This is a genomic window from Streptomyces sp. NPDC017943, from assembly GCF_044328425.1.
GTDB classification, from domain to species: Bacteria; Actinomycetota; Actinomycetes; order Streptomycetales; family Streptomycetaceae; genus Streptomyces; species Streptomyces djakartensis_A.
Map to the genome: position 1 here is coordinate 89,875 of NZ_JBIRHH010000011.1, position 14,581 is coordinate 104,455.

Consider the following 14,581-nt stretch of genomic DNA (forward strand, 5'->3'; position numbering starts at 1 on the left):
GTTTACGTGACCGTCAGCGTGTGCCGCGGACGGCGTAGATGTTGTGGATGTCCGTGCCGACATACATCTCGTCCTGCTCGGCCAGCACCTCGAAGCCGTGCCCCCGCAGCAGCTGAAGCAGGCGGTCGACCTCACCGTCCGCGTCGTGCACCTCCAGCACCATCTGCTGGATCTTCGGCCAGTCCTGCTCGTCGATGCCGTCGATGACCTGCCGCTCGCTCTTCTGCACATCGATCTTGATCAGGTCGATGCGCTCGATGCCCTGCTCGCGGATCACGGCCGACAACGGACGCAGCCGGGCGGTGAACTCGATCGCCTCGAACCGCACATCCAGCAGCCCTTCGTCGGCCACCAGGTCGGCGACCTCCGCATCGGCGTGCGCGCGGTGCTGGTTGGCGATGATCGTGGACAGGTTGTGCCTCTCCTCCGCATCGTCGGGGTGGAAGGAGGACATGCCCGAGCTGCGCGGATAGAAGGTGAACGTGGCCTGGGTGTCGCTGTCGGACACGCCGATGTTGACCACGGTGGCGTTCACGCCGTGCTCGGCGACATTACGGCTGAGCAGCTCGAACATCGGCGGAGCCGGCTCGAAGGCGAAAACCCGCACATCAGGAGCCTCGTAGTGCGCGAACAGGGTGAACAGGCCGATGTTGGCGCCGACATCGACCACCGTCGCACCCGGCGCCAGCGTGATGCCGTGCTTGGCGTAGGTGCGGTGCTCGAAGATGTCCTCGTAGAAGTGCTGGGTCTCCGCCTCGTTCTGGTGCCACACCGTCAACCCGTTGTCCAGGGTGAACCGGGCCAGCGACGTACCGGTGTGCGAAGAGCCCTGCGTCTGCAGCTCCCCACCGGTCTTGAGCCGGTGCACCGCGGCGGCCATCCGGGCGATCGTGGACCACTCGTACACCTGCCGCAGGCTCAGCTCCACACCGAACGCACGCTTGACGCGCAGACACAGCCGGGTCGCCAGCAGCGAGTTTCCACCGATCTCGAAGAAGCTCACATCGTGCGGCAACTGCTCGTTGTCCAGGATTCTGGCCCACACTCCGGCCAACTCCTGCTCGATGGCACGCAGCGCGCCGGCATCCTCACTCGCCGCGCCCCCGCCGGCCACGCCCTCGTCTGCATCGCGCACCGGTCCCGCCGCAGCGTCGGCGATCACGCCCGACTCCCCCACCGCACCGTCGGCGCCGACGCCGAGCTGTCCGGCGGCACCGTCGGCGACGAGGTCCAGCTCACCGGCGGGGAACTGGGTCCAGTCGAAGTCCGCGCCCGCCAGCCACAACCGGCCCAGCGCCTTCAGTGCCACCGCCGAGTCCGAAGTGCGCTGCAGCGGGTGGCGCATGGACGCCACGATCGTGCCGGCCTGCCGGCCACGGACCACCGTGGCCATACTGCTCAACGTCTGACCCGGCCCGGCCTCCACCAACAACGCCGTGTCCGCCAGGTGCTGGAGACCGGTGGCAAAACGCACCGGGCTGAGGAGATGACGGGCCCAGTATCCCGGGTCCGTGGCCTGCTCATCGGTGATCGGCTCACCCGTGACGTTCGAGATGTAGGGGATGCGCGGCGCGTTCAAGGTGAGCGTACGCGCCAGCTCCGTCAACGGCCCGGCCACCGGCTCCATCATCGCCGAATGAAACGCATGCGTACTACGCACCCGCCGGCACACGACCCCCCGCCCGTCCAGCAGTTCCTGCAACCCCTCCACAGCAGCCACCGGACCCGCCACCACACAGAACTCCGGGCCGTTGACCGCCGACAGCGACAAGCCCTCCCCCAGCAGTTCCGTCAGCTCCTGCTCACTCAGCATCACCGCGAGCATCGCCCCGGCCGGCAACTCGTCGATCAACGCCGCCCGCGCCGCCACCAGCCTCAACGCATCCGGCAGGCTCAGCACACCCGCCAGCGTCGCCGCGACATACTCACCCAGGCTGTAACCGATCATCACGGCAGGGCGCGCACCCCACGACTCCCACAACCGCGCCAACGCGTACTCCGCAACGAACAACGCCGGCTGCGCCAACCGCGTACCGTCCAGCAAGCCCCCGTTGCCGCCACACACGCCCTCGTCACGGCCCAACATCGAGCGCAGATCAACCGATTCACCACCACCCGCAGACGCGGAGACCGAGCCGGAGGCGGAATCCGGGTCGGGGTCGGGGAAGAGCACGGAACGGATATCCAGCTCCAGCTCGCCCCTCAACAAGGTGGCACACGCATCCACCGCGTCACGAAACACCGGGAAATCACGGTAGAGATCGCGGCCCATACCCACATAGTGATCACCCAGACCCGGAAACATGAACGCCACCGGCCGAACGCCACCAGCCTGCTGCGCACCCAGGTCCGTACCCACCCCCTGCCCCGTCAGGAAAGCACCCCGATACCCACCCCCAACCTGGCCCACCGTACGAACCCGCACCGGCACGTCCTCCACCACCTCACCCCCCGCACAACGCGCCCGCAAACCCGCCAAACCCGCGTCCAATACCGAACCATCTGGCCCAGCCAACAAGGCCAGATGCCACGACACCGACCCCGACGACGACCCACCCGCTACCCCAGCCACAGCAACCTCGGCACTCATGCCACTCCTACGGAAATCAGGCCACCAGATAAGCGCCGAGCACCCGACAACCACCGCCCGCGCCCGCACTCCAAACATCCGTCCACCACCCTCAAACCACCCACTCGAGCCCGACCACAGCCGCACTCGCATCCCCCCAACCCGCACCAAGAGCGCGGGGCAGATCCATTGATCCGGCGGCACACACCCGGCCGGTGACGCAGCGCAGAACGAGATCGCAGGAGAAAGAACAGAACTGCGCGCAGCAGCGCCCGCCAAAAGGCCGTCGGCACGCAGAAAGGCCGGCCCCGATGAAGGGACCGACCCTGCCTGATTTTGATGACCCGTCGAGTCCCTGAACAGCGGGTCTCGCCGTCGCAGAATGCGCTTGGACAAGCGGCCTTGTATCGGGTCGGGTCAGTGCCGCCAGCACCGGCGCGACCGGCCTTCACTGCACAACTGGCAGCACGTCACTTTCCTACCCCGGCTACGGGTGAGCGCGGCGGCGCGCCCTGCACGCGGTCGAGTGCAGCGGCCTTGGCCCTGGTGCAGCCGGGTCCGGCCTCGAGGTCGTGGCGTGCGCCGAACGGCCGGTGCTCGCCCGACAGATGCTTGCCGCCGTGCGGTGGGCGACCGCATCGGCATACAAGGCATGATCCGCGCGGGGCACCATCAGGATCGCTGACCCGCCTCCTGCCCCGCAGTCCGGCCGGCCAGGCGGAACAGGACCCGGGCGTACACGAGGGTCGCCGCCGTGATGATCGTCGGGATGACCGCCAGCGCGAGGATGCCCACCAGTGCGCGGCTACTTCCCGTGGGTGTGAAGTGACCCCGGTCATCGTCCAGCAGGAACCGGTAGCCGAACCACGCCCACAGTCCCAGGGACAGCAGCATCCACCCGACCGCCCACTTCTCGATCAGGTGCCCGTCCTGGCGGAGCTGCTCTGCGTGTGCCGTCATCTCTTCTCCTGCTTCACTGGTAACCGAAGCCAGTTCATCACAACGCGCACGTGCCGCGGACGCCGAGCCTGGTCAGATAGGCCGGGGAATGTGGGGTATCCGAGGGGCGACGACGCTTCCCGACTTCTTCTTACGGAGGTCTGCCCTGTGCTTTCGCTCAAGCGCTTACTCGACCGCAGTTTGACTGCGCAGGCAACGGTGGTCTTTCTCCTCGGACTGGGCGTCACGGGCCTGATCCGCAGGGACGAGCACCCGGCTGTCTGGGTGCTCCACAGCGCCCTGTACACCGGGATCGCCATCGCGTTCCTGGCCGTCCAGCGCCGCCGGACCGCCCGAGCCGTGGGCGCCGACGCGGGCGGGCTCGCCGATCTGCAACGCAAGATCCGCCACCGTGAGGTGCCGCAGGATCCTCAGGAGCGGGAAGCCGTACGGCGACTGGTCGCCGAGCAGCTCGACCAGATGGAACGCGCGGGCAAGTGGCTGCCGTACTGGTTCGGCGCCATGTGCCTCATCGCGATCGCCATGCTCGTCCTGGGGATCTTCAGCAACTCCTTTGTCTTCCCCATTGCCTTCGCGGCGGGCATGCTCGCGCTGTGCTTGTGGCTCTCATGGACGCGCCGCCGCTCCCTGGACCGCCTCCATTGGATGCGACAGGCATTGCAATCGAAGTGAACAGAACCGTCGTGGGAACGGTGGTACGGCGTCTGGCCCAGTCGCTACACCTGATCCGTGACGCTTGACTCCGAGCCGTAGTACAGCCGGAGGAACTCCTCCATCGCCGCGTCGACGCCGGCGCGGTCACCCGTGGCGAGCAGGTCGAGCAACAGGCCGCGCACCGTGGCGAGTCCCAGCCTGGCCCGGCTCCGGGCCAGGGCAGGGTCCGCCCCCGCCCCGACCTCGGCGGCCACGAGCGGCTCCAGCCAGTCCGTCACCAGCCCTTCGAGGACCGGGGCAGCCTCGGGGCGGCCGCGCAGCGCGTGCCCGTAGATCTCGAAGAAGAGCCGCTCCTGGCCGGCCAGCCGGGGGTCCGTGAGCTGCCGCCACAGCAGCCGCGCGACATCCGCGGGCGACAGACCGGGCTCCAGGCGGAGCCGGGACAGCACGTCGCGCTGGCGTCGCTCCGATGTCCGGACGATATCGACGAGCAGCTGTTCCTTGGAGCCGAAGTAGTGGATCAGCATGCGGTGGCTGACGCCGATCGCGGCGCCCAGCCTGCGCAGACTCAGGTCCGCGATGCCGTGTGCCGCGACGTGGTCGACAGCCGCGTCCAGCAGTTCCGCGCGCCGGGCCCTGTGCGCGTCTCGCTCGGCTCCGCCTTCGGGATGCGAGTCGTCCATGGTCACCACGTCACGACTGTACCAATCGGTACATGGCGCATGTACCGTGTGGTACATGAAGTCTGTCACCGTGTCGATCGACGTATCCCAGACTCCCGAGCAGGTCTACGGCTTCCTCGACGTCATGGCGAACCACGAGCGGTTCACCGACCACTACCTGACCAACTGGCGTTACACCGGCCCCGCCGGGGGCGTCGGATCGTGCGCCACGGTCACGGCCGCGTTGGGCGGCACGAAGACCGACGTCACCATCGACGTCGTCGAGGCCGAGGCCCCTCGGCGCATCGTCGAGCGCAACGTCAGCGCGGCCGGCCGCCGGCAGGGCCGGGGCACCTACACCATCGAACCGCTGCCCACCGGCGGGGCCCGCGTCTCGTTCACTTACACGTGGGTCCGCGCCCCGCTCGCCGACCGGCTGCTGGCCCCGGTCGTGCGGGCCACGATGCGGAACGCCAACCGCACGGTCATGCGACGCCTGGCTGCCGAGTTGGCAGGAGAATGACGGCTTCCGGGCGCAGCTCGCCGTGTACAGGAGGGGGCGCGTACTGCTGCGTTTCCGGCAGGCCGCAGATGTGACGGGCTCATTCCCGGGGGCCTGTACTGCAGTCCTCGTGCCGTCGCCGCCCGAACACGGGTCTGGATGGGAGCTGGTGGTGTGGCAGGGGAGCCGGCTGTCGTTCGAGCAGTTGCAACAGCGCCTGGCGCGTTGAGGCCTCTGGAGGTTCGCTCGGCTCGGCGTCAGGGGCGACCTCGCCTGTCAGACCCGCCGTCTATGGTCTGCCCATGACATCGATGGATCTTGATGCATTCGACCTGGCATGGGATCGCTTGGAAGCCTGGCTCGTGGCGCATTCGCCCGCGGATCACGCTGCTCTTCGACCGCCGGCAGCCACGGGTGAGATAGCCGCGTTGGAGGACCACCTCGGCTTTGCCCTTCATCCGGAGCTCAGGAGACTTTTGGCTCGGCGAAATGGTGTCTCCGAGCCGGAGCGGAGCAGTGCGTCCGGTGGTGGAGTCTTTCCGGCCGGAGGCATCCTGCCTCTGGGCCATCGACTCATCTCGACCGCCGAGGTCGCAGAGATGCATGCGATTCTCGTGGACGTCGGCGAAGACAACGTCGAAGCCGAGCTCTGGGATGAAGAGGACCTCGCTGGTCACCTTCACCAGTGTGTGCCCTTCGCTGTGCCGAACGACGGTGGTTTCGCGTTCGTCGACCATCGCCCCGGGCCTATGTACGGACACGTATATGAGATGGGCATCGGCTCCGGTGACCTCGAGGGCACACTATGGGGCACAAGTTTGACCGACTTCGTCCGGGCCATTGCGGATGCGTTGGAGACCGGTGGCCCGTTTCGGTACTACTGGCCCACCACCTTCGAGCACTCCTCGGGCCGGAACTGCGTTGAATGGGAGGTCCGTGTGTAGGTCAGCGAGCTGGCGCAACCCTCGACCAGTGACCGGCGCCGACGCCTCCGGGAGCGGGACGGTGGTCAGTGCCGAACCGGTCGCCGCGGACCGCCCTACGGGCAGCTGCGTCTGAGCTCGCGGCCGCCTGGCGTCGCGTTACGCCCGCACCCTGATGCCCCTTGTGCACACTGCGGACGGGCTACGTCATCAACTCGATGTGGGGATGCTCAGGCTCTGCCGGGCAGATGAACAGGTGTTGCCGGTAGCCACTGCCTATCTGGACCCCGGTCGGGTTGTAGCCGCGATGGCTGGGGTACGGACCGGCGCCTGGGTGGGGGTGCGGAGCCCAGCTGTTCCCGGCGTCGTCCCCTTCCTCGAACGTGGCGATGGTCATCAGGATTTCCATTCCGGTGCCGCACTCGGAGCAGAACCGTGGGCTGGGATCGGTGGAGTTCCAAGCGGGCCAGCCGCCGACTTTCCAGCCCGGTGCGTTGGACAGCACACAGTCGTAGTACGTCTCCGGGTCCATGTCTTCCTCATCTGCCGGCGGCACACTCAGCTGCTTGAGCCGCTCTCGCAGTTCCTCGCTCAGCTCCAGATGGTCGGGGTACTCCGTAATCTGCTCCGGTTCGAGCACGCACGGTTCCGGTAGATAGCCGTCGAACTGCACTGCGGGCGGCTCGGGAGGTGTGTCGAGGATGTCGGTGACGGCGGCTGCCGAACGCCAGACGAGCAAGGTCCTGGGCATGATCGGATGATCGAAGGGACACCACAGAACCTGCAGCAGGTCCTTGCCTTCCGGCGAGCTCAGGTCGGGCACATCCCGCGCATACAGTTGCGCGACGGGGAGCATCGCCATGGGCCCGTCGTACGACTGGACCGCCCGCCTCACGGGATACGTGCGAGGGGGCCGGATCCGCTGGAGAGTCTCCCGTTCTTCCTGAGTCAGGTCCCGGCCGTGCGAGGCGGCGAAGATCCGTCGTTCCAGTCGCAGATCCGCCGGGGACTGGGCTTGGTTGAAGCCATCCACCACATGCGATTCCTCGCAGTGCGGCCAAGGCTCCTCAGCGGGCCACAGCAGCGGCCCGCCGATCGAGCTGTCACGCCGCGTCGGCGCCCCAAGGCGGGGGTGCAGGCGGGTCGCTGTGCGGGCCAGCGGAGCCAGTTGAGGAAAGACCGCAGGAACATCGATCGGCCGGGGCGGAGTGACGGGAGTGACATTCATGGCCGCGATCCTGCCAGCCACCTCTGACAACGGCGGCCCTCATGGCCGCCGCACAAAGAGCTCCGGCACGGGCGCCACTCCGCGAGAGCACCGCCGACGGCTCGTTGTGCCGACGGATGCCCCCACGACCAAGACACTTCCTGCGCATGAGCCAGTCGAGGGACACAGGACCCGGCTTGAGGGCCAGGACCTCGTCAAGCGGCCGCTGACGCACCGCCCGATAACGTGCGGCACCTGCCGCGCCTCAGGAACTCTGGCATGGTGTGGTCAGCCGCACTACACAAAGACCGTCGTCAACCGTGTCCGGCATCAGGGGCAACAACAACTTGGAGCCCCACTACGGCGGCGGCCTGATCGACTGAGGTGGGTGGACGTCCAAGTCTCAGCCTGCCGACTCCATGCTGCCGAACCGCAGTTCGTCGTCCCCGACGATGCGGTCCGGCTGGACCGTGACGAGTTCGACGAGTTCCTTCCGGCGTCCGATGACCGCAGGGCCGCAGCCCGGCGGCAGAGCATCGACGACCAGAGCGACGGCTTCCTCGGCGGTATCCGCCTCCCCGACGATCTGGCCACGGGACGGTCCGGCGGCGAGGTAGCGTCCGCCGGAAAGATGCATGATAAACGGGACGTCCCACGACCACTCCCCCGTGCACCTGCTGAAGTGCAGATCTTGGTGGCTGCTCGACGGATGGAGCTGCCGAAGAAGGGGCTCAGCATAGGCGGCTCGCACCAGCCCGGCATCCATGTCTGCGCGATGGAGCAGCTGCTGCCAGGAAGCCTCCACGACATCACCCTGACCAAGCTCACCGTTGGACACACTTGATTTCTCCATCGGTCCCATGTGCTGATTCTGCCCCCGCGAGCTACCGGAGTCGCACCCCGACAACGTCGACGGCGACATCAACTTCGGCGCCGCCACGGTGTCTCGGGGCACACGTCGCTCTCACCGCTCATGTCTCACGGCCGACGTCAGCGCTGCGCGTCGCCCCGGCTGAATCACATGACGCTTCCGGGCCCGGCACCGAGCTCCCCCCCTCCCCCCCACCTTCCTGGGATGGGATACGCCGGTCGGCCGCGGCACTGTGTACCTCGCCGACGGCGGCGCGAGTCGTCTCCGGCGCGTCCGTGACGACAACGAGGGGGAACTCATGTCCGTTCGAAGAAGGACCATCGGGATACTCGCGGCGGTCACAGCCGCCGCCGGCCTGACGGTGGCGGGGGCTCCGGCCGGTGTCGCGGCCCCGTCCACCGCGAGCCACTCGGCCACGGCCTCCGTATGGCGGAACATCGCCCTGACCGGCACCTACACGATCCGCGACGACGAGGGGATCTTCTCGGCCGGCACCTACTGCAACGGCAACGTCGCCTCCGAGGGCTGGGTGAACGAGGTCCGCTCGCCGTCGCTGTGGTGGGAGACCACATGCGGAGGCGAGATCCGTGTGGAGAAGCACGTGTCCGCGGAGACCGACGCCGCCGGCGGAGTCATGATCTACGTGACGCTGCGGTTCTACGAGGGCACGAACGACACCAACACCGATCTCGATGCCGAGTACCACTTCAACCGCTACGTGCCGGCGGGACAGACGTCGGCGGTCGGTGAGATCACACTCCGCAACGGCGAGAACGGCGGAAAGGACTGGGCGAAGCTCAACCTCGTCCTGCACAACAACCGCTGACCGCCGGGAGGCCATCGGTCCCGCTTCCCGGGTCGCACCCGGGAAGCGGGCACGGCAAGCGGAGGCACAGCCGCCTGTGCAAGCCGTACGCGGGAACCACTGCGCGCGCTTAGCCTCGGACCATGAGGCGCTACGGGGTGACGAGGCGAGTCGGTGAGATCGGGGACGCTGCGGCGCGGGCTGCGCAGGCCGCGCGGAGTGTCGAGGAGTTCTTCGGGGCGGTGAAACGGGTCGTACGTCCCGCGCTGCGGTTCGACGTGTGTGCCTGTGTGACCGTCGATCCGCAGACGTTGATGAACACCGGCGGTGACTACCGGGACGGCCTGCCGTCCGCCATGCTGCCGCGCATGCTCGACATCGAGTACGGCGAAGGCGATGCCAACGACCTGTCGGATCTGGCGGACAGACCGACGCCCGTGGGGCTGCTCAGCCAGGAAACCGGCGGGCAGCTGGATCTCAGCCCCCGGTACCGCGACATCATGCGTCCCCTGGGGTTCCGCGACGAGTTACGTGTGCTGTTACGGGACCGGCAGGGAGCGTGGGGCGCACTGATCATGGGGCGCGCGGACGACGCGCCCCCGTTCGGTTCGCCGGACCTGGCCATGGCGGCGTCGTTGGTCCGGCCGCTGGGCAGTGCTCTGCGGCGGTTGCACCTGACGCGGCTCGCCGAGGAGGGCGCCACCGCGCCGGCGCCCGGACTGGTGCTGCTGAACCGCGCTCACCAGGTGGTTCATGCGACACCCACGGTGGCCCTGTGGTTCGACGACCTGGCGCGGACCGGGGGTGTGTCACCCGACGACCGAGGGCTGCCTCCCGCCGTGTACGCGGTGGCGGCGGCGGTGCAGTCCCCCGGGTCGGCGACTTCCCACACCTCCTGGATGCACAGCTCCCGGCACGGACGCATACGGTTGCACGCCTGGCGCCTGGACGCACCGTCGGCAACCTCGGCCCGCACCGCCGTCGTCGTCGAACGGCCCGGCCCCGCCGAGCACATGGCTCTGATCGTCGCCGCCTACGGACTGACCCCTCGCGAGAGGGACGTCACGGTCCTGGTGCTGCGCGGGAAGTCCACCACAGAGATCAGCCGTGGCACAGGCCTGTCACCGCACACGGTTCAGGACCACCTGAAGGCGGTGTTCGACAAGACCGGCGTCCGAAGCCGCCGGGATCTCGTCGCCACACTGTTCGCCCGTCACTACCTGCCGGACCTGACCTCGGCCGCATCGACGCCGCTGTGCACCGAGGTCGAGGCCTGATCACGCGATGTGGAGAGCCCCGAACCCGCCCTCGCCGCCTCGGATCTGCACGTGGTGATGAACTGTGCGAGGTGCACCTTCACCTGTACGCGGTGCTGAGCTGCACTGTCCGTGGGGAGTCGAACCCCCGCGTTGCTCTTCACGCGCCAGGAGTGGGCCGGGAAACCGCCGGCCCTCGGTCTGTGCACGCCTCCGAAGCAGCTACCTGCTCCACATCGTCGCGATGCGCCGAACTCCTCAGTCCAACAGATCGACTTCCCAGTTCGTACGCTGGATCCGCACGTCGATCTCGCGGAGCTCCCGGGCGAGTACATCCGCCCGGGCGCGCAGTTCCGCGACCGGAAGCGCGGAGAGCATCAGGAGTTCCGAGCGAAGCTGCCTTCCGTAGCCGCGCTCACCCTTGCCCGCTGCCGCGTCCGCCGCCGCCGTGACGACCGAGTGACGCAACCTCAGGACGTCCCGGCGTGCGAGGGCATCGGTCAGCGTGCCGTCGGCGCCCATCTCCACGGTGGCGTTGGTCCGGTTGATCCGCCGGATCAGATCCTCGAGGACGTCCAGGACCTCGCCGGTCTCGGCCAACAGCTGAGCCGCGTCCTCGGCCGGTGTGTCCCCTTCCTGGTAGCGCGCGCTGTCGACGACGCGTGCCCGCAGTTGTTCCACACGGCGTGTGGCCTCGGCGCGCTGCGCCAGTGCCTCGGCAAGCTTCACCGTCTTCACCTCCCCCTTTTCGAGCTCGCACGAGTATACGAAGTGGAATCGGCTCGCTCGCATCCGACTTCGTGTGTGCGTTGCAGCGCTGGAGCGGGCGGCGCATCGGACGCGAGCGTCCGAGGGACCCCGCCGGGCAGGAGTGCGGCAGTTGCTGCGCACCCGCACCGGGCGCCGAAGGTGTTGCGGTTCCGTTATCGTCCGGCGTGCAACCGTGGGGCGACAGTCGTTGTCGAACCGGCGTGATATTCCGCCACCCCCACCTCACCCGTGCACGCCTCTGCATCGCCGCAGCGGCGGTCACCCTGCTCGTCACCGGGTGCTCCGTCGGAGAACCGGACGTGCCGCCGCATCCCGTCTTCTCGGCTCCCAGAGACCAGCAGCCCGCCAAAGCCCTCGAAGCGACGGTGGCGCGGGGCGGGTTCACCTTCCGTCAGACCATGACCTTCGAACTCGGCACGGGACAGGCGACCTTGTCGAGCGAGGGCCGGATGGCCCGCAAGGCAGGGCGTGCCGTCGGCACCCGGACGTGGAGCTTCACCGGGCCCCTCCCCACCCCGGAGCGGGAGGCGCTGCTGGGCCTGTCACCGGCCCCGACCCCGCAGCCGTCGAAGCTCGGCGTGGCCGTCGACGGAGCGGACGTGCTGGTGCGACCCGGTGCCGCCTCGTACTGGATCCGCCACACTCCGAGCGACTTCACCCTCGACGGCAACCGCAACGTCGAAGCCCTGGCCGGCACCGAGGTGCCGTTCGGCGGCACCCTGCTGGAACTGGTCGCGGCCGGGAGCCGGGTGACGAAGTCCGCGTCGGCCGGAAAGGGCCGGACGTACACGGTACGCACGCCCGCTCCCGCGGCACTCGCCCTGTTCCCCAAGGACCTGCGGGACATGCTGCAGCGTGGGACCGACGACGCCGCCGAGCCCCTGCCCGTCGACCTCGCGCTGCGCACCGACGGACGCGGACGCATCGTTCGCGCCGCGGCCGACCTGGGCGTCCTGAAGGGCCGGGAGCGCGGTTCGCTGCGGGGCCTCAAGGGGATCCGGGTCGAGATGACCATCAGCCGGTACGGTTCGCCCGTCCCGAAGCTGCCGTCCCCCGACCTCCGGGTCACGGCGCGTGACACCGTCCGGGACATCGACGAACTGGAACCCGGAGTCTGCTTCGACCCGCACACCGGCACCAGTTCGGACCTTCTGGTCGTGATCCGTCCCTGCAAGACCGGTCACGGCGCCCGCGTCCTGGCTCAGCCGGAGCTCGACAGCACCTACCCAGGGGCAGCGGCTGCCCAGCAGCAGGCCGAGGCCGCCTGTGACCGCGCCGTTCCCACCTCCCCCGCCGCCTGGCGAGCGGAGTCCGCGAAGCGCGACGCGCACTGGTTCACCTGGCCCACCGACAAGTGGGACTGGGGCGAGCACGGTGCGGCCCACGCGACCTGCTACGTGCTCACCCGCTGACGACTCGGCCGGGGCCGGTGGACCGCCGCTCCGGCAACGACGCAGGCGTGGGACCGGCAGGGCCCCGGGGTGTCGGCGGTGTCGATGGGAACCGACACCACCGGACGACCGGGGGCCTCGTCACCTGGCCCCTGCCTCCTCGTGGGCCGAGTCCTCAGTCCCTCTGCCGGGTCGGTTCCGGCTCAGGCGTTCGACGACAGGCCGAGATACGTACCGTTGAGTGCCCCGAACGAGTTCACCTGGCTGCTCTGGCTGAGGGTGGTGCCGAAGCAGACGGACCAGGAGTTCGCCCCGACCCCCGACGACGGGCACTTCCAATCGCCCAAGTGCGTGCCGGAGGCGGTGTAGAGGTCCATACGCGCTTCCGCGCCGTAGAGGCCGGACTGGTTGTTCCGCACGATCACCGCCCCCTGGACCCCGCTTCCGTTCGACGACCTGATCGCACAGACCTGTGCGATCACACCGGTGCTGATCGTCTTGCTGGCGGCGCAGCGCCACGTGCTGGAGCTGGACGTGACCGGGTTCGTGTTGCCATAGGCCCGCCAGGCACCAGCCGCGGCCGGAGCAGGTACGGCGACCGTGGAGCTGACCCAGGAGCGCAGGTCGTCCGTACGGGTGCTGACAGCGCCGGTCCTGGTCACGGACGGATCGGTGCCGAAGCAGCCTCCCTGCCAGGACCTGCTGCTGACGGCGACCAGCTCGGGCTTGCCGCCGGCCAGGCGCACGGCCGGGCCGCCGGCGTCTCCCTTGCAGACGCTCGCGCCGTTCTCGCCGGTGAGGGCGACGGTTTCCGCGTCGACCGAGTCGACCGCGAAGGTACCGCTGTGCAGGCGCAGCGGGGCCCACTCGGTCGCGGTGCGGCCGTAGCCGGCCACCGTCAGCTGATCACCGGGCGCGGCCGGGGTGGCGGCCAGGCCCACGGGCGCGACGGAGGTGACGGGGCGGCTGAGCCGCGCCAGTACGGCGTCCCGTGAGGGGTGCGCCACGAGCTCCACGACGGTGCGGGTCTCGCCGGTGGAGGTCGTCAGGTCGGTGCGGCCGATGGTCGCGGTGGTCTTCAGTTTGGGGGCGCCGGTGGGAATCGTGAGGCCCGTGGCCGGGTCGTCGGCGAAACAGCTGGTGGCGGTGAGCAGCCAGTACGGGTGTACCAGGGCAGCGGAGCAGGCCTTCTGGCCGTCGCCGATCTGGAGGCGGGTGGTGAACGCGAGCGTACCGTCGGCCGCTGCGGTGCCGGAGACGGCGTTCGCGGGGGTGGCGCTCAGCGCCAGCAGCGTGGCGACGAGTGCGGCGGCGAGACGTGTGGTGAATGCGCCGGCGAAGGAGGAGAGGCGAGGGCCTCTGAGGTGTCGCATGACCTTTGTTTCACTTCCTTGGGGAGACGTGAGATGCGCTCGGCGGGTGCCTGCGGGAGTGGAGTCGAGGCGCTGACGAGCCGGATCCGGCAGCCGGGCGGGGCGTACGGGGTGTGCGGCGCTCGGGAGCGGCCGCACACCCCGCGGCGCGGCAGGCCAGGGTCCGTTTCAGGCGACCTTGGTCCGGTCCCAGGTCCAGGAGCCGGTGCCGGAGTCCCAGGCCTTGGCAGGGGCGCTGATGCCGGCACCGGTGGAGGTGAAGGTCCACAGCGCGGTGTGTCCACGTCCGTCGGAGGTGTTGGGGTACTTGTACAGCACGCCGACGTCGGACTTGCCGTCACCGTTGAAGTCACCGGACACCGGCGCGGAACTGTCCCACGTCCACGAACCGTCGCCCGAGTCCCACTTCCTGACCGGCGCACCGATGCCCGTACCGGTGGAGGTGAAGGTCCACAGCGCCGTGTGCCCACGCCCGTCAGAGGTGTTGGGGTACTTGTACAACACGCCCACGTCGGACTTGCCGTCACCGTTGAAGTCACCCGACACCGGCGCGGAACTGTCCCACGTCCACGAACCGTCGCCCGAGTCCCACTTCCTGACCGGCGCACCGATGCCCGTACCGGTGGAGGTGAAGGTC

14 protein-coding genes are annotated in these 14,581 nt (G+C 68.8%); 6 read left to right on the top strand and 8 right to left on the bottom strand.

Annotated elements, in window-relative coordinates; all coding sequences use genetic code 11:
* Nucleotides 1–13: 13 nt before the first annotated feature.
* Nucleotides 14–2,359: an FkbM family methyltransferase gene (locus tag ACH4C6_RS29990; RefSeq protein WP_398111767.1), complete on the bottom strand. Its 2,346-nt coding sequence runs from the start codon at nucleotides 2,357–2,359 to the stop codon at nucleotides 14–16.
* Between the two features lie 882 nt (nucleotides 2,360–3,241).
* Nucleotides 3,242–3,529 carry a hypothetical protein gene (locus tag ACH4C6_RS29995; protein ID WP_398111768.1) on the bottom strand — a complete coding sequence of 96 codons (288 nt, stop codon included), beginning with the start codon at nucleotides 3,527–3,529 and terminating at the stop codon, nucleotides 3,242–3,244.
* Between the two features lie 147 nt (nucleotides 3,530–3,676).
* Here ACH4C6_RS29995 and ACH4C6_RS30000 point away from each other — a divergent pair, with 147 nt between their 5' ends.
* A complete protein-coding gene (locus ACH4C6_RS30000) occupies nucleotides 3,677–4,201 on the top strand; it encodes a hypothetical protein (protein ID WP_398111769.1) in 525 nt (174 codons plus the stop codon).
* A gap of 44 nt (nucleotides 4,202–4,245) precedes the next feature.
* On the opposite strand, the gene ACH4C6_RS30005 is transcribed toward ACH4C6_RS30000, so the two are convergent.
* Nucleotides 4,246–4,866: a TetR/AcrR family transcriptional regulator gene (locus ACH4C6_RS30005; RefSeq protein WP_398111888.1), complete on the bottom strand. Its 621-nt coding sequence runs from the start codon at nucleotides 4,864–4,866 to the stop codon at nucleotides 4,246–4,248.
* A gap of 55 nt (nucleotides 4,867–4,921) precedes the next feature.
* On the opposite strand from ACH4C6_RS30005, the gene ACH4C6_RS30010 reads away from it, so the two are divergent.
* Nucleotides 4,922–5,368 (top strand): SRPBCC family protein, encoded by a 447-nt coding sequence (locus ACH4C6_RS30010; protein ID WP_398111770.1) that lies wholly within the window; start codon nucleotides 4,922–4,924, stop codon nucleotides 5,366–5,368.
* Nucleotides 5,369–5,649: 281 nt separating this feature from the next.
* Entirely contained in the window at nucleotides 5,650–6,291 is a 642-nt protein-coding gene (locus ACH4C6_RS30015) for an SMI1/KNR4 family protein (protein ID WP_398111771.1), read from the top strand.
* Nucleotides 6,292–6,472: 181 nt separating this feature from the next.
* Here ACH4C6_RS30015 and ACH4C6_RS30020 read toward each other — a convergent pair whose 3' ends face one another.
* Nucleotides 6,473–7,498: a hypothetical protein gene (locus ACH4C6_RS30020; RefSeq protein ID WP_398111772.1), complete on the bottom strand. Its 1,026-nt coding sequence runs from the start codon at nucleotides 7,496–7,498 to the stop codon at nucleotides 6,473–6,475.
* A 382-nt stretch (nucleotides 7,499–7,880) separates the two neighbouring features.
* Nucleotides 7,881–8,339 carry a DUF6193 family natural product biosynthesis protein gene (locus ACH4C6_RS30025; RefSeq protein WP_398111773.1) on the bottom strand — a complete coding sequence of 153 codons (459 nt, stop codon included), beginning with the start codon at nucleotides 8,337–8,339 and terminating at the stop codon, nucleotides 7,881–7,883.
* Nucleotides 8,340–8,646: 307 nt separating this feature from the next.
* Between ACH4C6_RS30025 and ACH4C6_RS30030 the strand changes: the two genes are divergently transcribed.
* The gene (locus tag ACH4C6_RS30030) at nucleotides 8,647–9,174 is read left to right on the top strand and encodes a hypothetical protein (protein WP_398111774.1); all 528 of its coding nucleotides are present in this window, start codon (nucleotides 8,647–8,649) and stop codon (nucleotides 9,172–9,174) included.
* Nucleotides 9,175–9,296: 122 nt separating this feature from the next.
* Nucleotides 9,297–10,430, top strand: coding sequence for a LuxR C-terminal-related transcriptional regulator (locus tag ACH4C6_RS30035; RefSeq protein ID WP_398111775.1), 1,134 nt, complete (start codon nucleotides 9,297–9,299; stop codon nucleotides 10,428–10,430).
* A 237-nt stretch (nucleotides 10,431–10,667) separates the two neighbouring features.
* On the opposite strand, the gene ACH4C6_RS30040 is transcribed toward ACH4C6_RS30035, so the two are convergent.
* Entirely contained in the window at nucleotides 10,668–11,138 is a 471-nt protein-coding gene (locus ACH4C6_RS30040; protein ID WP_398111776.1) for a DIP1984 family protein, read from the bottom strand.
* Between the two features lie 440 nt (nucleotides 11,139–11,578).
* Between ACH4C6_RS30040 and ACH4C6_RS30045 the strand changes: the two genes are divergently transcribed.
* A complete protein-coding gene (locus ACH4C6_RS30045) occupies nucleotides 11,579–12,592 on the top strand; it encodes a hypothetical protein (protein ID WP_398111777.1) in 1,014 nt (337 codons plus the stop codon).
* A 182-nt stretch (nucleotides 12,593–12,774) separates the two neighbouring features.
* Here the strand turns inward: ACH4C6_RS30045 and ACH4C6_RS30050 are convergent, their stop codons facing one another.
* The gene (locus tag ACH4C6_RS30050) at nucleotides 12,775–13,944 is read right to left on the bottom strand and encodes a S1 family peptidase (RefSeq protein ID WP_398111778.1); all 1,170 of its coding nucleotides are present in this window, start codon (nucleotides 13,942–13,944) and stop codon (nucleotides 12,775–12,777) included.
* 168 nt (nucleotides 13,945–14,112) lie between these two features.
* On the bottom strand, nucleotides 14,113–14,581 hold a 469-nt coding region (locus ACH4C6_RS30055), incomplete at its 5' end, for an FG-GAP repeat domain-containing protein (RefSeq protein ID WP_398111779.1).

Excerpts from the sequence above, each read along its gene's own strand:
- ACH4C6_RS29995 (WP_398111768.1), bottom strand. The coding sequence starts at position 3,529 with ATGACGGCACACGCAGAGCAGCTCCGCCAGGACGGGCACCTGATCGAG.
- ACH4C6_RS30005 (WP_398111888.1), bottom strand. The coding sequence starts at position 4,866 with ATGGACGACTCGCATCCCGAAGGCGGAGCCGAGCGAGACGCGCACAGG.
- ACH4C6_RS30010 (WP_398111770.1), top strand. The coding sequence starts at position 4,922 with ATGAAGTCTGTCACCGTGTCGATCGACGTATCCCAGACTCCCGAGCAG.
- ACH4C6_RS30015 (WP_398111771.1), top strand. The coding sequence starts at position 5,650 with ATGACATCGATGGATCTTGATGCATTCGACCTGGCATGGGATCGCTTG.
- ACH4C6_RS30020 (WP_398111772.1), bottom strand. The coding sequence starts at position 7,498 with ATGAATGTCACTCCCGTCACTCCGCCCCGGCCGATCGATGTTCCTGCG.
- ACH4C6_RS30025 (WP_398111773.1), bottom strand. The coding sequence starts at position 8,339 with ATGGGACCGATGGAGAAATCAAGTGTGTCCAACGGTGAGCTTGGTCAG.
- ACH4C6_RS30030 (WP_398111774.1), top strand. The coding sequence starts at position 8,647 with ATGTCCGTTCGAAGAAGGACCATCGGGATACTCGCGGCGGTCACAGCC.
- ACH4C6_RS30035 (WP_398111775.1), top strand. The coding sequence starts at position 9,297 with ATGAGGCGCTACGGGGTGACGAGGCGAGTCGGTGAGATCGGGGACGCT.
- ACH4C6_RS30045 (WP_398111777.1), top strand. The coding sequence starts at position 11,579 with ATGACCTTCGAACTCGGCACGGGACAGGCGACCTTGTCGAGCGAGGGC.
- ACH4C6_RS30050 (WP_398111778.1), bottom strand. The coding sequence starts at position 13,944 with ATGCGACACCTCAGAGGCCCTCGCCTCTCCTCCTTCGCCGGCGCATTC.